Source organism: Tsuneonella sp. HG222, assembly GCF_053819185.1.
The window spans coordinates 395,492-414,019 of sequence record NZ_JBSOQZ010000002.1 but is presented as its reverse complement, the minus strand read 5'-3'; the positions used below and the strand labels follow the sequence as shown (position 1 = coordinate 414,019).

The window sequence follows — 18,528 nt, the reverse complement described above, 5'->3', positions numbered from 1 at the left end:
GAACAAGCCGCCGGTTCGGCAAGCTTGCTGCATCGCGCGCGAAGAGCTCCCGCCCGCCCCAGCCGCGTTCCCCCCCGTTGCACGCCGGTCGAATAATGTCGGCCGCTGGGCGGCGCTTGCCTTGTCAGGGCGCCGCGCTGTATTAGCTGCGCAACACGCAAGGACGGGGCATCTGGACGTGAGGGGTATCGTGGGCATCTGCCGCAGTTTCCGTTCGCGAACGGCCGTCGCGCTGGCGCTGGCGCTGGCCGGATGCGCGACGACGACCACCCCCCTGCCCCCGAACGCCGGCCTCGCCGTGCCGCAGGACTGGGCCGAGAGCGACCTGCCGCAGGTCCCGCTCGACATCGCGCGGTACTGGACCGGGCTGGGCGATCCGCTGCTGGCCGAGTTTGTCGAGCAGGCGATGGTCCGCAATCTCGACCTAGCCCAGTCTGCCGCGCGGCTCAGTCAGGCGCGCGCGCAGCTGGCGCAGGCCCGGGCCGGCTACCTGCCGCAGGTGTCGGCCAGCGGCGGCGTGCAACGCGACGTGGGCGACCTGGCGCGGGACGACCTGCAATTCTCGCTCGGCGCCGATGCAAGCTGGGAAGCCGACCTGTTCGGCCGCATCTCCGGCAGCGTCGCCGCCAGCCGGGCCGATCTCCTGAGCGCGGGGTACTCGCTGGCCGACCTCCAGCGGCTGACGGCCGGGCAGGTCGCGCTGACGACGATCCAGGCGCGTGCGACCGCCACGCAGCTGGCCATCGCGCGCGACACGCTGGCCTATCAGGAAGACAACCTGCAGATCGCCCGCTGGCGCAACCAGGCCGGGCTGGTATCGAGCCTCGACGTCGAGCAGGCCCGCAGCCAGCGCGCCGCCACCGCCGCGACCGTGCCGCTCCTGGAAAGCAACCTGGCCGCCAGCGCCAACGCGATTTCGACGCTGATCGGCGAACCGCCCGGCCGCGTCCTGTCGCTGCTGGAAGGCAGCACCTTCGTGCCCGATCCCCCCGCCCTCGCCGGCTTCGAGGCCCCAGCCGAAGTGCTACGCCGCCGCCCCGACGTGCGGGCGGCCGAAGCCGGTCTCGCATCCGCCGCGGCGCGGGTCGGGGTCGCCCGGGCGCAGCTCTTGCCGCTCGTCCGCCTGACCGGCAACATCGGCACCGGCGCCTTCGGCATCGGCAACCTGTTCGAAGTCATCACCGGCGGGCTGTTCGCCGGCGTCAGCCAGCTCATCTTCGACGGCGGGCGCACCCGCGCGCAGATCAGCGGTGCGGAAGCGGCGGCGGAAGGCGCGCTCGCCGCCTGGCGGCAGCAGATCCTGCGCGCGCTGGAGGATGTCGAGACTGCGGCCGTCGACCTCGACAGCGCGCGCCGGCGCGTGGCGATTCAGGGCGAAGGGCGCGATGCCTCGGCCAACGCCGCGCTGCTCGCCCGCAGCCAGTACCAGGCAGGGCTGACCGACTTCCGCACCCTGTTGCAGGCGGAAAATTCGCTGCTGTCGGCCCGCAACGCCGAGATTTCCGCCCAAGCCGAGCGGGCCGGCGCCTACGTTCGCTTGGTCCAGGCGCTTGGCGGCGGCTGGTCGCCGGGCGCCGACGTGACGATCCCTCCCATCCTCGAGACCCTGCCATGAGCGACATGCCCGCCAGCGAAACGATGAGCGTCGACGAGTTTCTCGGCACTAGGCAGAAGCCGCGCTGGCGCCGCTGGGCCAAGTACTGGGTCCCCGCCCTGCTGGTGCTCCTTCTCGTGCTGTACTTCGCGACAAAGGGCGAGAAGGCGCCCGAGTACATCACCGAGCCTGTGGCGGAACGCTCGCTCGACATCGTGGTCACCGCCACCGGCAACCTGCGGCCGACCAACCAGGTCGACGTGGGATCCGAAGTCTCGGGCAAGATCGACCGCATCTATGTCGACGTGAACGATCGCGTGGCGCGCGGGCAGGTCCTGGCGCAGATCAACACCGACGTGATCGACGATCAGATCCGGCAGGCCCAGGCCAACCTCAATGCCGCCCGCGCCTCGGTGGCGCAGGCCGGCGCAACGCTCGACGTCGATCGCGCGCAGCTCGCCCGCCTGCAGGAAGTGTGGCGCCTGTCGGGCGGCAAGGTCCCGTCGCGCAGCGAGCTTGAGAATGCCGAGGCCGCGGTCAAGCGCGACCGGGCAGCGGTCGCCTCGGCGCAGGCCAACGTCGCGGCACAGCAGGCCCAGCTTTCCACCGCCAACACCAACCGCAACCGGGCGGTGATCCGCTCGCCCGTCGCCGGGGTCGTTCTCGCCCGTCAGGTGGAGCCGGGGCAGACGGTCGCCGCCAGCTTCAACACGCCCACGTTGTTCGTCATCGCCGAGGACCTTTCCGCCATGCAACTGCGGGTCGACATCGACGAGGCCGACGTGGGCCAGGTCGATGCCGGCCAGAAGGCGACGTTCACCGTCGACGCCTATCCCGGCCGCCAGTTTCCCGCCACGGTGGAGCGGATCGACCTCGCCTCGACCAATACCGCCAGCGCCAGCCAGCAGCAGCAATCCGGCGCCCAGCAGACCAATTCGGTCATCGCCTACGAAGCGCGGCTGGCGGTCGGCAATGCCGAGGGGCTGCTGCGCCCCGGGATGACCGCCACGGCCAATATCGCCACGGCCAGCACGGGCGTGCGCATGCTGGTGCCCAACGGCGCCCTGCGCTTCGCACCGCCCAAGAAGGAGGAAGCCGGCGGCGTCCAGCTCAACGACGGTGGCGACGAGCAGTTCGGCCTGGGGCGCGAGGAGCGCCGCGCGACGATCGGCGCCGGCAGCACCCAGACCGTCCACGTCCTGCAGGCCGACGGCACGTTGAAGGAACACGAGGTCGTGACCGGCCAGAGCGACGGGCGGTACACCGTGGTCACGTCCAGCACCCTGAAGAAGGGCATGAAGGTCGTCACCGCGATCAAGTCCGAACAGGCTGCAGACGCGGGGTGAGCGACGCGCCGATCATCGAACTGGCCGGCATAAGCAAGACGTTCGGCACCGGGGCGGCGGCCTTCCAGGCGCTGCGCGGCGTCGACCTGACTATCGGGCGCGGCGACTTCGTGGCGATCATGGGCGCTTCCGGCTCGGGCAAGTCGACGACGATGAACATCCTCGGCTGCCTCGATACCCCGACCTCGGGCGTCTACCGTTTCCTCGGCGCGGAGGTGCAGTCGCTGACGCGCGACCAGCGCTCGCTGCTGCGCCGCAGGTACCTCGGCTTCGTGTTCCAGGGCTTCAACCTGCTCGCGCGGACGAGCGCGGCCGAGAACGTCGAGCTGCCGCTGCTCTATCGCGGCGAGAGCAAGGACGAGCGCCGCGCCGCCGCGATGCGCGCGCTGGACCGAGTCGGCCTGGCACCCTGGGCCGACCACACGCCGGCCGAACTGTCGGGCGGGCAGCAGCAGCGCGTCGCCATCGCCCGCGCACTGGTGACCGACCCCGCCGTGCTGCTGGCCGACGAACCGACCGGCAACCTCGACTCGGAGCGGTCGGTCGAGATCATGGAATTCCTCGCCGAGCTCAACGCAGGCGGGATTACGATCCTGATGGTGACCCACGAACCGGACATGGCGGCCTTCGCCAGGACGATCGTGCATTTCAAGGACGGGCTGGTCGAGCGCGTCGAGCGCGGCCAGCGCAGCAAGGCGGCGGCAGGGGCCTGATGCTCGGCACCACGTTCCTCCTCGCCCTGCGCGAAATCCGCCGCCATCTGCTGCGCAGCTTCCTGACGACGCTGGGCATCATCATCGGCGTGATGGCGGTGATCACCATGGTCACGCTAGGCAAGGGGGTGACGGCCGATATCGAGAAGCAGATCAGCTCGCTCGGCTCGAACGTGTTCTTCGTCTTCCCGGTCAGCGTCGACCGCCAGCAACCAACCCCGTTCGACGAGCGCGACGTCGCCGCCGTGCGCGAACAGATTGCCGGCGTGAAATCGGTCGCCGGGCAGGTGCAGCGCAACGTCACCGCGGTCCACAACGGGCAGGACTGGAGCAGCCGGGTGGAAGGGGTCGAGAACGCCTTCTTCGACGCGCGCGGCATCGAGCTGGCCGAGGGCCGCCGGTTCACGTCCGCCGAGGAGCAGGCCGGCGCCAACGTCTGCATCATCGGGCCCACAGTGAAGGACGAGATCTTCCTCGAGAACCGCACCCCGATCGGCGAGCGCATGCGGCTTGACGACGTGCCGTGCCAGGTCATCGGCGTGTTCGCCACGCGCGGCTCCGTCGGCGGCGGCGGGGACGACGACAACGCGATCTTCATGCCGCTGACCAACGTGCAGCGCCGTTTCACCGGGAACGACAAGATCGACTACATGGCGGTGTCCTACGACAGTGCCTACGATGCCCCGACGATGACCGGCTCGCTCGTCGACCTGCTGCGCGAACGGCGCGTGCTGCTCGAAGGGCAGGAGAACGATTTCGACATCATCGATACCGCCAAGATCAACGAGACCGTGCAGAGCACGGTGGGCACGCTGACCATCATGGTCGCCGCGATCGCCGCGATCAGCCTGGTCGTGGGCGGCGTGGGGATCATGAACATCATGCTCGTATCGGTGACCGAACGCACGCGCGAGATCGGCATCCGCCTCGCCATCGGCGCACTGGCCCGCGAGGTGCAGCTGCAGTTCCTGACCGAGGCGGTGGTGCTGTGCTGCTTCGGCGGGATCGTGGGCATCATCGCCGGCTTCGCGCTGTCCTACGGCCTCTCAAGCGCCTTCGGCCTGCCGTACGTGTTCGACCCGTTCATCAACGTCCTGAGCTTCGTCATCTCGGCGCTGATCGGCATCGTCTTCGGTTACTTCCCCGCCCGCCGTGCCAGCAAGCTCGACCCCATCGAAGCGCTGCGCCACGAATAGGAGCCGGTCGCCCGGCGGCGGAAGCGATTGTCCTTGATAATCCGGCACTGCAACGCCGCCAACTGTACTTCAATTCTTCGGGGCGAACGTCGCTCGGGCTTCGACCCTGGCAACGAGGATCGTTGTCGATCATTCTCGACATATTTTGCGCCAATGCGCGATGCGGCGCAAGGTCCCCGCTACAGTCGCGCTGGCGGCGAAATGACCATCGACGCCTTAGGCTAAAGGTATCCAGAAGTTGTGCCGAAAGGTCAGCGCCGGGATCATGCGCCTGCATTCTCCAATCCGGGAACGATTGAACATGGATCGACGTTCAGGATCGGCTCCGGAGATCCTGCTGGACCGTCTAAACTGGAATGGTGCGTCTTGGCTCCGAATTGCAAGAACGCCTGAATGTCAGGCGCTTCAGATCCCACGCAATTGCAGGTGGACCTGTGCCTGGTGGGACAACAGGACCGACAGGCCTTTTTGCGCCTCTACCGTGCCACTGCACCGAAAATCTTTGCGCTTTGTCTCCACTTGACGGGCCGCCGCTCGGCCGCTGAAGACATTCTTCAGCAGGTTTACGTCAAAGTATGGCTTGCGGCTTCGAGTTACGATCCCACACGGTCACAGCCGATGACATGGATCGGCACCATCGCGCGCAACACGGCGATCGACTGGCATCGCAAGCAGGGTGGAACGTCTCAGCCGATCTCCGAGAGCGAGCACGCGCTGGCCGACGGCGCGGAGAGCGCTGACGAACGGTTGGTGAGGGAAGAGGCGGAGCGAAAGGCGATCACCCTCTTGTCTGGGCTAGGTTCAGACGAGGAAGTGCAGATCAGGCGAATCTACTTCGAGGGGCTGACCTTCGCCCAGCTTGCGGAGCGAGAGAACAAGCCCCTTGGTACCGTAAAGAGCACGGTTCGCAGGGCTCTGCTGAAATTGCGACAGAAGTTCGATGATGAGTGAGCGGGTTCCCTTGACGCCCGAGCAGAGCGCATTGGCGGCGGAGTTTGCCCTCGGTCTGCTCGACGGCGCAGAACGCTCCGAAGCGCGGCGACTGCTTCTCGCCAATCCCGGTTTCGCACGGGAAGTGCGAGCCTGGCAGGAGCGGATCGATGACTGGCACGATGATCTGGAGGAACAGGAGCCGCCAGCGGGTATGTTCGACCGGATCGAAGGGGAAATAGGCGATTTCCACCTGCGCCCTGCGCGCGCCACGGCGGTCGATCGTACCTCAGCCTGGAAGAGGACCGCTTTTGCGGCCATGGCTGCCTCCCTTGCCCTGACCATCGCATTGGGATTCACGATGGCAAGCGTGCGCCAGGTGGAGCCGCCGCGGGACAACTACGAGACGCAGATCGTGTCGCAGATAAGCGGCGTCGATGGCGCTCCCTTGCTGAGCGCAGTGTTCGACCCGCAGTCGACGACGCTCAGGCTCCGGATCGATACTTCGGCACCCGAAGGCAAGCTTCCCGAATTGTGGATCATTCCCGAAGGGCAGGCGCCGCACTCGCTGGGTCTCTTGAGCGAAGACCGCATGACGATCGAGATTTCTCCGGAAGTCCGGGCTTTGCTCAACGAGCAGGCGACGCTGGCGATTACGATCGAGGATATCGCCGGCGCCCCTCACGCCGCGCCGACCGGATCGATTATCGGGACAGCCAAGCTCCAGTCGCTCTAGCGCGTGACGCCGTCGCCGTCACATCCGGTGGTCGGGCACGTACCCGGGATGGGAAACCAGCAAGGGAAGCGCTGCCGCCAGAACCGCGACGGCAAGCAGCCAGCTCGCCAGCACCCGCGGCGCGATCGCCCAATCCCGTCTGACGCACAGGCTGGCCGGCACCACCAGCAGCAACGGAGCAAACACGAGCGGCAGACGCGATGTTGCGTCTTCCGCGGCGACCACCAGCCCGCTCCACAGCCCCGCGTTCGCGCAGGCCAGGTAGAGCACCGCCGACGCATGTCTCGCGGAGGCGCGCGGCCAATACACAAGCCCTGTCGTGGCGATCAGGCTGAGCCAGCAAGCGGTGAGGACGATCGGCGTCAGGCGGAGATGGGACGAAATCAGAACCGCGAGCAGGGTCGCGGCGACAGCTAACAGCAATCCGATCCCGGCCCGCCGCGCATCGTGAAAGCCCAGCGCCAGAGCCAGCACCGCCATGAGCATGCCCGGCGCGATGACGGCGTTGGTCAACCCAGCGCCGCGACGAGGTAATAAATGCCGGCCAGGGCAATGATACCCCCCGCGCCGCGCACCACCATTTCGCCGCCCTTGCGCTTGCTGACCGTGCCCAGCGCAATGCCGAATACGTGCAGCATCCCCGTGGCCAGGACGAAGCCGAGGCTGAAGGCGATCGGATCGGCCATCGACGGCAATTCGGTCCCATGGGCGTAGCCGTGGAACAGGCCGAAAAGTCCGACCAGAATGGACGCCAGCCAGACCGGCGCCCGATAAGCGAACAGGACGGCCAGGCCGAGCAGCAACACCGAAAGGGCGATACCGACCTCGACCGGTGGCAGCACCAGGCCGGCCATCGCCATGATCGCACCCAGGGTCATCACGCTGGGGAAGATGATCGGCAGCAGATAGACCAGCGGGCGCCCGAGGAACGCGCCCCACAGACCCACGGCGATCATCGCGAGCAAGTGATCTGGCCCCAGCAACGGGTGCAAAAAGCCGCCCGTCAATCCCAGTTGTAGCGATTTGGCTTCATGCGCCAGGGCAGGCGCAGCCCAAAGACCAGCGAACGCTATTACGAGCAGTGATCTGTGCAGCCGAACCGACTTTCTCCCGCCTTGCCAACCCGCAGCGAGAGCGCCATGGTCTGCCCGAATGAGACTAGTTAAATCCCTCTGCGGACGCAAGATTTTCGCGGTGGCCATATCCGGGTTGCTTGTCGTCCCGGCGGCTGCCCACGATTTCTGGATTCAGCCCTCCCGCTTCGTGACGGACCGCCCCGGCGTCGTTCCGGTTTCGTTTTATGTCGGCCACGGCAGCGCGCGCGAGCGTTGGGGTGTCGGGGCAGAGCATGTGGTGCTGTTCAAGACGGCAGGGCCCGACGGTCTGGTCGATCGCATGAAGGACCTGCGGCTGGGCCAGCGCAGTTTCGACGCCATCGTGCCCCTGGCCGAGCCGGGCGCCTATGTGTTCGGCCTGCAATCCGCCACTGCGGAGAGCGACCTGCCGGCGGTGCGGTTCGACGACTACGTCGCCACTGAGGGCCTCACTCCGATTGCGCGCGATCGGAAGGCGAAGGGGAACCGGCTGGCCAACGGCCGCGAAATCTATAGCCGGCGCGCCAAGGCCATCGTGCAGGTCGGGCCGGTCGATGCCGAGGACATCCGCCAGGTGACGCGCCCGGCGAACCTCAAGCTCGAAATCGTCCCCGACAAGCACCCGCTGCTGCTGGAGACCGGCGACCGGCTCCCTGTCAGGGTGCTTTACAACGGCAAACCGTTGGGGGGCGCCTTGGTCAAACTGACCGATCTGCAGAACGATGCCGAACCTGTGTCCACGGCGCGTACCGGCGCCGGCGGGCGCATCGCCATGGCCATTCCGCGCGGCGGTCAGTGGCAGATGAACGTGGTTTGGGCCGACGTTCTGACAAACAACACGAAGGTCGATTACGCGACGACCTTCTCGAGCCTCAGCTTCGAAACCAGATAGCTCCGCTCAGTAGATCCCGTCGATTTCGGCGGGGAGGCGGGCGCTTGGCGGGTCGAGCAGGAGGCTGCGGTTTTCGTCCAGGCCCAGTTCGGCGCCTCGCACGCGGCCGTACTGGCGTGCGGCGGCGGCGGCGACGGATTCGCCGTCGCGCAGGATCGTGGGCTTGAGGAACACGAACAGCGTGCGCCGGGTCTTGCGGTTGACCCGGCTCTTGAACAGCTCGCCCACGATCGGGATGTCGCCCAGCACCGGCACCTGGCTCTTGGACTGGATCTGGTCGTCGCTGATCAGCCCGCCCAGCACGATCGTCTCGCCGTCGTCTGCCAGCACCGTCGTCTGGATCGAGCGGCGGTTGGTGATCAGGTCGGCCGCGCCGGTCACGCCGGTGACCAGCGAGGAGACCTCCTGGTCGACCTCCAGCCGGATCGTGTCTTCCTCGTGGATGCGCGGGACGACCCGCAAGGTGATGCCCACGTCCGCCCGTTCGATCGTGGTGAACGGCGTCGTGGTGACCCCTTCGGTCAGGTAGCTGCCCGTCCGGAACGGCACGTTCTGGCCCACCACGATCTCGGCCGCCTCGTTGTCGAGCGTGGTGATGCTCGGGGTCGACAGCAGGTTGGCCTTGGACGAGGTGCCCAGCGCCTGGACCAGCAGGCCGAAGTCGCCCCGGCTGCCGATGGCGCCCGATACCCCGTCGCTGGCGATCAGGCCGGCCGCCGGCACGCCGAAGAACCCCAGGACCTGGCGCAGCGAGAGACCAAGGTTGGAGAACGAGCTCCCGCCGGTGTTCATCGGATAGTCGGCCGCGGCCCCCAGCCCGAGCTGGATGCCCAGCTGCTCCGACTGGTCGCCGGTCACCTCGACGATGGCGGCCTCGATCATCACCTGCGGGCGGCGCACGTCCAGTTCGTAGATCAGCGCCTCGATCGGCGCGATCTTCGAAGGCGCGCCGCGCAGCACGATGACGTTGAGATCGGGGGCCGCCTGGATGGCGAAGTCCTCGGTCGCGAAGCCGGGCGCGGGCGTGTCGCTGCCGGCCCGGCTGTCGCGAACGCTCAGGCCCGATCCCACGGCAGGCGCGTCGGCGGCGGAAGGCAACCCGCCCAAGGTCGAACTCGCCGAGCCCGCCGCGCGCGCCGCTGCCGAGGTGCTGCCGGCCAGGCGGCTCTGGGCGAGCGAGCCCAGCGTCCTGGCGACCGGGTTGGCCGCGGCGCCCTGTTCGCCCAGCAGGCCGCTGATGACCTCGGTCACCGTCTCGGCGTCGTTGTAGCGCAGCCGTATCACCCTGACGGTCGCGGCCTCGCCGTTGGGCCGGTCGAGGCTGACCGCGATGCGCCGCGCTTCCGCCACTTCGGCCGCGCTGCCGCGCACGAGCACCACGTTGCTGCGCTCGTCGGCGACCGCGCGCACCCCCTCCTTGTCGCCGAACACCGCCTGGATCGCCGTGGCCACGTCCACCGCCGAGCCTTCGCGCAGCTCGATCAGCGCGGTCGACACGTCGCCGCCGCCGCCGCGGTCGAGCGTGTTGGCCAGCGCCGCGATGCGCGCCACGTTGTCGGCAAAGTCGGTGACCACGATGGCATCGGGGTTGCTGACAGCCTCGATGCTGCCGAACTGCGCGATCAGCGGGCGAAAGACCCGCACCGCTTCTTCCGGATCGAGGCTGCGCAGCCGGATCAGGCGGGTGACGATCTGGGCCGAGCTGCCCTGGCGCACCGGCTCGCGCACCGCGGTCGCCTGCGGCACGACCCGCCAGGCCCGGCCGGTCTGGACGACCGCGAACCCCTGGCCGCGCAGGGCCGTCACGAACAGCTGCCACACGCCGCCCGGGCTGAGCGGCACGGCCGAGGTCACGTTGATCTTCCCCTGGACCGCGGGATCGAGAATGATCGTGCGCCCCGTGATCCGCGAGACCTGCTGCGCCACGTCGGGAATGTCCACGTCGCGCATGTTCACCACGACATCGGCCGTCGCAGCCGGCGCGTTCTGCGCCTGCAGCGGAACAGCCGACGCCAATACGACGGCGAGGATGGTGGCGCTGGACGCCAACCGATACATCATGCCGTGGCTAGCCGAAGCCGCGCCGGAGCGGGCCGACGCACGCCGAACGAATACCGAAGGTGAAGGGAATCGAACGGTCAATTTGTGTTTCCATTGCCGGGCGCGGCGCCAGTCGGAGCCGGGCTGGGCGGAGCGGGGGGAACCGCCGCCCCGGGGATGAGCGCCCGTATGGCAGCCGCACCGGCGGTGGGCGCGGGGCGCGGAGCAGTCGCGGATGGGGTCGAGACGGAGGGAAGCGCCGCCGGTGGGGGCGCTACAGCCCCAGCAGCCGGTGCCGCATTTTGCGGATTGAAGCCGAGGAACCGAAGGCCGCCGTTTGCCCTTAGCGTCACTTTTTCGGGCTCGATCGATTCGATGACGCCTGCCGGCGTCGCTTCTCCGATCGCGAAGGGGACGACCTGTCCATCGGGCAATGCGATAAGAGCGACCGAGGCGCTGGCCGGTACGGCCGCGAACACCGCGCGCAGTTCGAGCCCTGCTGCGTCAGCCGTGATCGACACGTTGGCGGGATTGCCGAAGGGGGCAAGCGCCAGGATCGGCGCCACGTCCACGCTGTCGAATCCCGCTGATGCCGGCACCATTGCGGCCGGTTGACCGGAGTAACCCTGCAGACGCCAGGTCAGGCTGGCTAGCGCGAACGCGACCGAGGCGACGACCAGCGCGGTAAAGATGTCGACGCCGAGCCGCGCCTGCTTCGGGGTCATGGTGAGTGACTGTGCCTTCATCCTAGCATGCGCGCAAGTTCGCCGTCGCCATGTTAGCGGCCGATCAAGACAGCATGATTGCGCTCGCGCCGCCGGTGGCGCGCAGCCCAGGAAAGGCAGAGGGGCGGCACCTTGCGAGGCGCCGCCCGTACCCTGGACATCGACAACCTAGAAGTCGACCGGCTCTTCGGTCGGAGCAGGAGGGGGAACACTGCCCGGCGTAAGCTCGACCGGTTCCGCTGTCGGCGATGGCCGCAATCCCATCGGCGAACTTTCGTCACTCGTCTCGCCGAAGCTTTCCGGCGCTGCCCGATCGTCGTCGCCGCATGACGCGACGACGACGACGGACAGAAGTGCGATCGCTCGCCCAACGGTCATCCAAGGGCGATGTCGCCCCATTGCTTACGGCTGGGCCGGCTGCGCGGCGCGCTCCGCCCGGGCTTCGTTGGGCGAACCGGGGATCGGGCCGTTGAGGAACGGGAAACCGTTCTGCAGGTCACGCGCCGAGATCGGAGCACCGTCGGTGAACGGAACCATCCCGACCGGAGCGTCCTCGGGCTTGCACAGCCCTAGGTCGGTCGGCGTTCCGTTGATCGGCACGGGGTGGCACAGCCGCCCCATCGCCACGCGCAGCACGATGTCCGTCACGTCGTCACCCGGACGGCGCCCGTTGGGGAAGCCGGCAAGATCGTCGCCGGCAACGCCGAACGTGCTCTGGTTCGCCCGCGGAGTCGGCGCGACGGCCGTGTTGAGCCGCAGCATTTCCGAAGGCGTGACCGTCTTCTGCTGGTTTAGCGTCTTGATGCCCGTCAGGAACGCCGCGACCAGATCGGCGCGCGGGAAGTTCGACGGCGCGAGGTTCGGTATGTTGGTCCCGAGCGTCGCGTTGACCGGGGCCCGGAAAAGCGAGTCCAGGATGGCCGGGAAGGTCGGGTTGGTGACGAAGTCAGCCAGTGCCCCGTCCTGCGTGGGCTGGGCGGCGTTGAACAGGTTCTTCTGGTCGAGCCCGATCACCACTTCGTTGACCAAAGGCATACCGAGCCTGGAGGTCTGGACGTAAGCGCCGCCGCCGGTGCTGGCCTTTGCATAGGTGGGCGAGGGATCGAGCACCTCGGTCTGCAGCTTGCTGGTGGTCGACCAGCCGCCGATGACGCCGTTTCCGCTACCCACGACGCAGGCGATCGGCACTTCGATCGCGATGCTGGTGACGTTGGCCTTGCCGACCAGATCGTCGTTCATGCGGCTTTGCGTGATGCCGCCGGGAAAGCCGCCGCGGTCGCCAGCGAAAGGAGCGCTGTCGCCTTCGATCGGCACGTAGTTCACGAGGTCGAAGGTCTCGCCAAGGTTGATGGCGAAGGCTTCTTCACGCTGGCCGACGAAGACACGCCCGCCGCTCGTGGCGCAGCCCGGAACGCTCATCGTGCTGACGGTCGAGGTCGCATACTGGTTGTAGTTGGGCGACGTCTTCTGGCCGACGTTGTCCAGCGGCTTGGTGAAGTTCGACCGGCCACCCGAGGTGTTCTGCACGACCTGCCGGGTCCCGCTGCGACGGTCGCCTTCGATCATCGAGACGGTGAAGCTCTCCAGCTCGTTGAGATCGGCATCGCCCACGGCGGTTACCGGGCCGACGTAGCGCAGCGGAACGGTCACGTTCTTGCCGCCGATGTTGAGCGTCTTGCCGCCATTGACCAGCGCGTTGTCGAACTTGAACGAGAACGTGACGTCTTCCTTGGCATCGCCGTCGTTATCGATGTGGATTTCGTACAGTGCGTCGGAATCCATCGTGAAGTAGTTCGGCCCGGCGCCGGGGAACTGGCCGGGCTGGAAGTTCGCGACGAATACGACGTAGCCTGCGCGGCCCGGTTCGTAGCTGCGGAACATGTAGAAGTCGGTGTTGTCGATCTTCGGCGATTTGGTGATCGCGGGCGCTTCCCGGTGGCTCGAGCCGAATGCCGGGGCATTCGACATGATGCAGAGTGATGCAGCGGCGGCGCCGCTCACCAAGGTTGTCTTCCAATTCCTCATGGTTCAGTCCTTTTCCTGTTGCCGATCAAGGCGTGATCGTTGTTCAATTGGTCGCGCCTTGGGTTTCGAGCCATTTGATCCGTCGAAGGAGGTTCGCAGGAACCTCGGGACAGCTTCGAGAAGCGTCCATTCCTGGGGAGCGACGGAAGCTCCGGGAAACTGAAATTCGGGGTCGGCCGTGTCGGCGACTTCCTGCCAGGTCCACTCGCCCGATCCGAGCGCGAGGGTGACCGTCTCGGCGTCGTGCGTCAGGTAGACGAGCCGGGGTCCGGTCTGCACCTGCATGCGGCAGTCGTCGCTGGCAGCCAGGATCGTCTGGCGCATCGTGTCGCGAATGCTCGCGAGTGCCTTTTCCGGCAGCCGCTCGTCGGGCTCGGCCCAGGCGTCTTTCCACACGGCGAGCGCGCGGGCGACCGAGAGCCGTTCGTCGGCAATCGTCGGCAGCTCCAGTTCGAGGTCCGGATTGAGCTGCAAGGCGGCCTGAACCGGCGCGGTCAGATCGCACCCGCCGCTCAGGGGCGTCGCTGCCGCCTCTTCGAGCAGGGCCGCGACGACTTCGTTTTCGCTCGGAATGAACGGCGGGGGCAGGACGATGGGTTCGAGCGGCTGGGGCGGCACTTCGACCGGTTGCGCCTGCTTGGGCGTTTCGGGCTCGGCAGGCTTCGGCGAGGAAATATCGATCGCGGTTATCGTCTCCGCGCGGCCGGCAGGGGCTTCGACGGTCGAATGCAGCAGAGCGAGAAGCGCGCCGACGTGGACGGACGAGGTAACGAAAATTCCCGTGGCGCGCCGACGGTTGCCCGATGCGGAGGTTGTCAAATATTTGAAATCGGCAACCACGCGCTCAGCGATTTGCTGACAATGCGGCACGCGAGGTGCGGGGCCGGGGTGGAGAACCGCAGGCAGGTCCGCTGATGTATGAAGGGCAAAGGTGCGGCATGAACTCCCCCGTCTAGCCCCCTGCAACGATGCCCCCGAGCACGCACAAGCACTGGACATTACGAGCAAATTTGTTCGCTCAACCCGTTATTTACGTGGGCAGGTGCCCGGCGGATGCACGCTTGCGAAAAAATATGTTTGGCAAGCGGATTATCTGCAAAATCAGCCTCGAATGGGCGCCGCCGGTGGACCGCTGCATATCGGTTTCGCACGGTGTCCGGTCGGAGGCGGCGGCTCCACGACACATGGGATTTGCGGGTTACTCCGTCTCTCCACGTTTCGCGCGCTTGGCAAAAAAGTCCGTCCGTTTCATAGTTTGGCGGGAATAACGAATACACACGGGGACCGACCGTCTTCGGAGAGGGATATCCGGCCATGCAGTTTCGCCTGCCCAGACTCATGCGCCTCGCTGCCGCCCCTTTGCTGTGCGCCATGGGCACCGCCCTCGCCGCGCAGGATGGAGCGGGTCATAGCCATGGCGCGATCGAGGAGCCTTCCCCGGCGGCGACGGCGCGAACGGTCAAATGGTCCGACGCGTCGGCCTGGCCTTCGGGCAAGGTGCCAGCGGCCGGCGAGGCCGTGACCATCCCGCGCGGCACCGAAGTCCTGCTCGACATCAGCCCGCCCGACCTGCGCAGCCTGACCGTGCAGGGCAAGCTGACCTTCGTCGACGAGCGTGACCTGGCGCTGACCACCGAGTGGATCCACGTTCCGGGCGGCGAAATCCAGATCGGCACCGAAGCCGCTCCATTCAGCCACAAGGCGACGATCACCCTGACCGACAAGGTGCCGGGCGAGGATGTGAACACGATGGGCGACCGCGGCATCATGATGCTGCGCGGAACGCTGGGCGCGCATGGCACCACCACCAATACCTGGTCGAAACTTTCCACGACCGCGCAGAGGGGGTCGACCAGCATCCAGGTGCTCGACGCGTCCGGCTGGCGCGCGGGCGACGAGATCGTCCTCGCCTCGACCGACTTCGATCCGCGGCAGGCGGAACGGCGCACGATCACCCGGGTCGAGGGCAACACGCTCAGCTTCGCCGAACCGCTTAAATACATGCATTTCGGCGAGATCACTTTCGGCGTAGACGAACGCGGCGAGGTCGCCATGATCAGCCGCAACATCAAGATCCAGGCCTCGGAGGACGCGGCGAAGAGCTATGTCGGCGGCCACATCATGGCGATGCCGGGGTCGAGGATGCAGATCTCGGGCGTGGAGCTCAACCGGATGGGCCAGCACCTGGCGCTGGCGCGCTATCCGATCCACTTCCATATCCTGGGCGACGGCGGGGGAATGTACGTCAGGAACACGGCGATCCACGACACCTACAACCGCTGCGTGACGGTCCACGGCACGAACGACCTGCGGATCGAGAACAACGTGACCTTCGACACCGTGGGCCACTGCTTCTTCATGGAAGACGGCATCGAACGCGGCAACGCCTTCATCGGCAACCTGGCGATCCAGACCAAGTGCCATCCCACGCTGGACTGCGTGCCTACCAACCTGGCGGCCAACGGCGAGAAGACGGCGCAGTACGCCAATGCCGCGGCCGCGCGGCAGGCCAGCTTCCACGGCGGGAATACCCTGCTGCCGTCGGACAACACCGTGGCATCGTTCTGGATCACCAACCCGGACAACAGCTACGTGAACAATGTGGCCGCCGGGTCCGACCAGGTCGGCTTCTGGCTGTCGATACCCCAGCACCCCAATGGCGCCTTCGCCGGAACGGACGTCAGTGCCAGAACGTGGCCGCGCCGGACACCCCTGCGCGAATTCAGGGGCAACACCGCCCATTCCAACTTCGACGGGTTCCTGATCGACCGGCACATCGACCAGGACAACACCTTCGGGCTGGCCTCCATCCCGCTGTTGCCCCTGACCGATCCCAACGATCTGGAAAGCGACGTGCTGGAGACGCACTTCGAGAGCCTGACCGCCTGGAAGAACCGCAACGGCGGCCTGTGGGGCCGGGGCGATCTCTACGTGTACAGCGACCTGAAGCTTGCCGACAACGCCATCGGCATGACGCAGGCGGCGGGCGATATCGGCAGCCTGCCGTTCAGTTCGCGGCTGGTCGACGCGCTGGTCGTGGGCGAGACCGCCAACATCGGCAATCCCACTACGCCCGAGGAGATCGCCTACGGGCGCAGCCTGCCCAAGCCCGCCATCCCGGATTTCCCCATCCGCGGCTACGAGTACTACGATTACCGCGACGACGTGGTGAACAGCACCTTCGTCAACTTCCAGGACAACGCGCGGCGCAAGACCGGCGCGCTGTCGTTCCTCATGTTCACGAGCGCGGGGCTCAGCACCGGAAGCACCATCAGCGGCGCCAGGTTCGTCGATGCCAAGCCGGTCTATTTCCCGAAGTACGATGCCCGGTTCGACAACGACAACCGCGGGGGCAATGCCTACCGGACGCTGTCCTTCCGCGATCTCGACGGATCGGTGACCGGCATCCCCAACTCGCAGGTGCTGCTGCACGACGGCGAGAACGACAGCGTCGCCACCGACGGCACCTGCGCAATCCATGCCGACTGGAACGCCGCGGTCTGCACGGGCGACATCGGCCGGCTGAACCTGTCGGACAGCAGGGGAGAGCTTCCGGCCGCGGTCGACCTCGAATCGCGCACTGCCCGGTTCGCCCTGCTCGCCTCGCTAAGCCCCAATGCGCCCGACACGCCGCTCGTCAAAGCCCAGCGCGCCGCCCTGTTCACCCGCCGCCCTCCGCAGGCGCCCATATCGCTCGTCCGCGGCGGCAAGGAATTCCGGATCAGCGGCGACCAGAGCACTGTGCGCGCCGGAAGCGAGATCGAGGTCAGGACCGAACGGCCGCAAGTCACCCTGAGCCTAGCCGAAATGGACGCAGGCTCGTGGGTCATGTTCGCCCTGCCCGGCTTTGCCGAGGCTGCCTCCGGACGGGAACAGGCAAGCATGGACGCACTGCGCCGGGCGAAGGAGACGGCCTGGTTCCGCAACGGCGACACACTCTGGGTCAAACTGGTGGCCGCCGCGCCGGCCAAGCCCGTCATCCGCCCGACCGACCTGCAGGCCAGCATAACGGTGGAGCGGGCAGCCAGCGGCGGCTGACCGGATCGCAGGCGCCGCATGGCACAGGCCGAGCGCCCGAAGGCGAAATCATGTCTGCCTGAGAATTTCATGGTGCGGTCGAGAAGACTCGAACTTCCACGGGCTTTCGCCCACAACGACCTCAACGTTGCGCGTCTACCAGTTCCGCCACGACCGCACGTGAAAAAGGAGCCGTTAAGGCCGGCTCCTCCGGGGTAGGTGCGCGCCCTTAGCAAAGGGGTCACACCCCTGCAAGCGCCTCGCGCCTATCAATGTGGCTGCCGCGCTGCTGCGCAACGATTGCCTTTAACGGTCCCCTGGTGAAACAAGCCGGCGGCGCGGCATCCCCGTCGATCAGGACGGCTTCCAGCCGATCTCGGCCACCTTGGCCGCGCGCGGTACGTCGGTCACCGCTTCGTTGATCGTCATGCTCTCGCCCGGCGCGAGGGTGCGCTTGGGCGGATAGACTTCCCACGAGTACACGATCCGGTCGCGCGAATCGCGCAGCACGATCAGGATCGGCGGAACGTCGTGCGCAGTGCCGCCGATGTTCGTCACCGTGCCGCTCGCGCCGAAAAACTCGGTTCCGTTGGGCAACTGGCGCCGTTCCTGCTGGTCGGGCGGGAAATCGAGCTGCAGCTCGGCCTGCCCGCGCGCGAAGGTCGGGCGGCTGACCGGGACCCAGTCGGGCAGTCCGAAATAGCTGACCGCGACGACGAGGCCCGCCGCCACCAGCGCGAAGACCACTCCGGCATAGGTCCACAGCTTGAGCACGTTGCGCCGCGGGCGGAAAGGCGGCTCGCGGTCGAAATGTGACACGTCGTCCGTGATCGGCGGCGGTGGCATTGGCTGACGGGCGGCGCGCGGTTCGTCAAAGACCGGCGCGGGCTCCTCCTCGTAGGCCGGCACGGATGTTTGCGACGCAGCCGGCTGCGGCGCGGGCTCAGGCTGGGGTTCGACGATCTCTTCGCGCTGAGTGGTGGCCGGTGGAGGCGATGCCGGTGCCGGTGCCGGTGCCGACCGGGGAGCCGGGGGAGCGGGCTGTTCGGGCGCCAGCGTCTCGAAGCCCGGGCTGGCCCTGACTTCAGTCGGCGGCCCGTCCTGGAACCACGAGTGCCGGCACTTCGCGCAGCGCACGGTCCGTCCCTCGACGCCGACGGCGCTATCGGGCACGACATAGCGGGTCGTGCAGGCTGGGCAGGAAATGATCATCCCGAACG

The 18,528-nt window shown here is 67.2% G+C and carries 15 protein-coding genes and 1 tRNA gene; 8 read left to right on the top strand and 8 right to left on the bottom strand.

Features of this window, described 5'->3' with window-relative positions; genetic code table 11:
• Positions 1 to 178: 178 nt before the first annotated feature.
• The 6 genes from ACWPMZ_RS13580 to ACWPMZ_RS13555 all read left to right on the top strand — a co-directional run bounded on the left by ACWPMZ_RS13580 (position 179) and on the right by ACWPMZ_RS13555 (position 6,515).
• Positions 179 to 1,615 (top strand): efflux transporter outer membrane subunit, encoded by a 1,437-nt coding sequence (locus ACWPMZ_RS13580; RefSeq protein WP_455704596.1) that lies wholly within the window; start codon positions 179 to 181, stop codon positions 1,613 to 1,615.
• Positions 1,612 to 2,940, top strand: a complete 1,329-nt coding sequence (locus tag ACWPMZ_RS13575; protein WP_455704595.1) for an efflux RND transporter periplasmic adaptor subunit — start codon at positions 1,612 to 1,614, stop codon at positions 2,938 to 2,940. The genes ACWPMZ_RS13580 and ACWPMZ_RS13575 overlap by 4 nt, the downstream gene beginning before the upstream one ends.
• Positions 2,937 to 3,653, top strand: coding sequence for an ABC transporter ATP-binding protein (locus tag ACWPMZ_RS13570; protein WP_455704594.1), 717 nt, complete (start codon positions 2,937 to 2,939; stop codon positions 3,651 to 3,653). Before ACWPMZ_RS13575 ends, ACWPMZ_RS13570 begins: the two co-directional genes overlap by 4 nt.
• On the top strand, positions 3,653 to 4,849 hold the full coding sequence (locus tag ACWPMZ_RS13565) for an ABC transporter permease (protein WP_455704593.1): 1,197 nt from the start codon (positions 3,653 to 3,655) through the stop codon (positions 4,847 to 4,849). The genes ACWPMZ_RS13570 and ACWPMZ_RS13565 overlap by 1 nt, the downstream gene beginning before the upstream one ends.
• Positions 4,850 to 5,242: 393 nt before the next feature.
• Positions 5,243 to 5,800 (top strand): sigma-70 family RNA polymerase sigma factor, encoded by a 558-nt coding sequence (locus ACWPMZ_RS13560; RefSeq protein WP_455704592.1) that lies wholly within the window; start codon positions 5,243 to 5,245, stop codon positions 5,798 to 5,800.
• On the top strand, positions 5,790 to 6,515 hold the full coding sequence (locus ACWPMZ_RS13555) for an anti-sigma factor (RefSeq protein ID WP_455704591.1): 726 nt from the start codon (positions 5,790 to 5,792) through the stop codon (positions 6,513 to 6,515). Before ACWPMZ_RS13560 ends, ACWPMZ_RS13555 begins: the two co-directional genes overlap by 11 nt.
• Before the next feature lie 18 nt (positions 6,516 to 6,533).
• Here the strand turns inward: ACWPMZ_RS13555 and ACWPMZ_RS13550 are convergent, their stop codons facing one another.
• Together ACWPMZ_RS13550 and ACWPMZ_RS13545 are read right to left on the bottom strand one after the other, a co-directional pair.
• Positions 6,534 to 7,028, bottom strand: a complete 495-nt coding sequence (locus ACWPMZ_RS13550; RefSeq protein ID WP_455704590.1) for a hypothetical protein — start codon at positions 7,026 to 7,028, stop codon at positions 6,534 to 6,536.
• Positions 7,025 to 7,717, bottom strand: coding sequence for a HupE/UreJ family protein (locus tag ACWPMZ_RS13545; protein WP_455704589.1), 693 nt, complete (start codon positions 7,715 to 7,717; stop codon positions 7,025 to 7,027). Before ACWPMZ_RS13545 ends, ACWPMZ_RS13550 begins: the two co-directional genes overlap by 4 nt.
• On the opposite strand from ACWPMZ_RS13545, the gene ACWPMZ_RS13540 reads away from it, so the two are divergent.
• On the top strand, positions 7,710 to 8,501 hold the full coding sequence (locus ACWPMZ_RS13540) for a DUF4198 domain-containing protein (RefSeq protein ID WP_455704588.1): 792 nt from the start codon (positions 7,710 to 7,712) through the stop codon (positions 8,499 to 8,501). The genes ACWPMZ_RS13545 and ACWPMZ_RS13540 overlap by 8 nt on opposite strands.
• 6 nt (positions 8,502 to 8,507) lie before the next feature.
• On the opposite strand, the gene gspD is transcribed toward ACWPMZ_RS13540, so the two are convergent.
• From gspD to ACWPMZ_RS13520, 4 genes are all read right to left on the bottom strand, one after another.
• Complete coding sequence (gene gspD, locus ACWPMZ_RS13535) at positions 8,508 to 10,562, bottom strand: type II secretion system secretin GspD (protein WP_455704587.1); 2,055 nt, start codon at positions 10,560 to 10,562, stop codon at positions 8,508 to 8,510.
• 77 nt (positions 10,563 to 10,639) lie between these two features.
• Complete coding sequence (locus ACWPMZ_RS13530; RefSeq protein WP_455704586.1) at positions 10,640 to 11,266, bottom strand: type II secretion system protein N; 627 nt, start codon at positions 11,264 to 11,266, stop codon at positions 10,640 to 10,642.
• A 402-nt stretch (positions 11,267 to 11,668) separates the two neighbouring features.
• Positions 11,669 to 13,291, bottom strand: a complete 1,623-nt coding sequence (locus tag ACWPMZ_RS13525) for a DUF4331 domain-containing protein (RefSeq protein WP_455704585.1) — start codon at positions 13,289 to 13,291, stop codon at positions 11,669 to 11,671.
• 3 nt (positions 13,292 to 13,294) lie between these two features.
• Entirely contained in the window at positions 13,295 to 14,290 is a 996-nt protein-coding gene (locus ACWPMZ_RS13520; protein ID WP_455704584.1) for a hypothetical protein, read from the bottom strand.
• A 315-nt stretch (positions 14,291 to 14,605) separates the two neighbouring features.
• Here ACWPMZ_RS13520 and ACWPMZ_RS13515 point away from each other — a divergent pair, with 315 nt between their 5' ends.
• On the top strand, positions 14,606 to 17,329 hold the full coding sequence (locus tag ACWPMZ_RS13515) for a G8 domain-containing protein (RefSeq protein ID WP_455704583.1): 2,724 nt from the start codon (positions 14,606 to 14,608) through the stop codon (positions 17,327 to 17,329).
• A 70-nt stretch (positions 17,330 to 17,399) separates the two neighbouring features.
• Here ACWPMZ_RS13515 and ACWPMZ_RS13510 read toward each other — a convergent pair.
• A tRNA-Leu gene (locus tag ACWPMZ_RS13510) sits at positions 17,400 to 17,486 on the bottom strand.
• A gap of 176 nt (positions 17,487 to 17,662) precedes the next feature.
• Complete coding sequence (locus ACWPMZ_RS13505; protein WP_455704582.1) at positions 17,663 to 18,520, bottom strand: zinc-ribbon domain-containing protein; 858 nt, start codon at positions 18,518 to 18,520, stop codon at positions 17,663 to 17,665.
• Positions 18,521 to 18,528: the final 8 nt, after the last annotated feature.

Bases quoted from the DNA above. Each gene is read 5' to 3' on its own strand.
- ACWPMZ_RS13575 (WP_455704595.1), top strand. From the start codon at position 1,612: ATGAGCGACATGCCCGCCAGCGAAACGATGAGCGTCGACGAGTTTCTC.
- ACWPMZ_RS13565 (WP_455704593.1), top strand. From the start codon at position 3,653: ATGCTCGGCACCACGTTCCTCCTCGCCCTGCGCGAAATCCGCCGCCAT.
- ACWPMZ_RS13560 (WP_455704592.1), top strand. From the start codon at position 5,243: ATGTCAGGCGCTTCAGATCCCACGCAATTGCAGGTGGACCTGTGCCTG.
- ACWPMZ_RS13555 (WP_455704591.1), top strand. From the start codon at position 5,790: ATGATGAGTGAGCGGGTTCCCTTGACGCCCGAGCAGAGCGCATTGGCG.
- ACWPMZ_RS13545 (WP_455704589.1), bottom strand. From the start codon at position 7,717: ATGGCCACCGCGAAAATCTTGCGTCCGCAGAGGGATTTAACTAGTCTC.
- gspD (WP_455704587.1), bottom strand. From the start codon at position 10,562: ATGATGTATCGGTTGGCGTCCAGCGCCACCATCCTCGCCGTCGTATTG.
- ACWPMZ_RS13530 (WP_455704586.1), bottom strand. From the start codon at position 11,266: ATGACCCCGAAGCAGGCGCGGCTCGGCGTCGACATCTTTACCGCGCTG.
- ACWPMZ_RS13525 (WP_455704585.1), bottom strand. From the start codon at position 13,291: ATGAGGAATTGGAAGACAACCTTGGTGAGCGGCGCCGCCGCTGCATCA.
- ACWPMZ_RS13520 (WP_455704584.1), bottom strand. From the start codon at position 14,290: ATGTCCAGTGCTTGTGCGTGCTCGGGGGCATCGTTGCAGGGGGCTAGA.
- ACWPMZ_RS13515 (WP_455704583.1), top strand. From the start codon at position 14,606: ATGCAGTTTCGCCTGCCCAGACTCATGCGCCTCGCTGCCGCCCCTTTG.
- ACWPMZ_RS13505 (WP_455704582.1), bottom strand. From the start codon at position 18,520: ATGATCATTTCCTGCCCAGCCTGCACGACCCGCTATGTCGTGCCCGAT.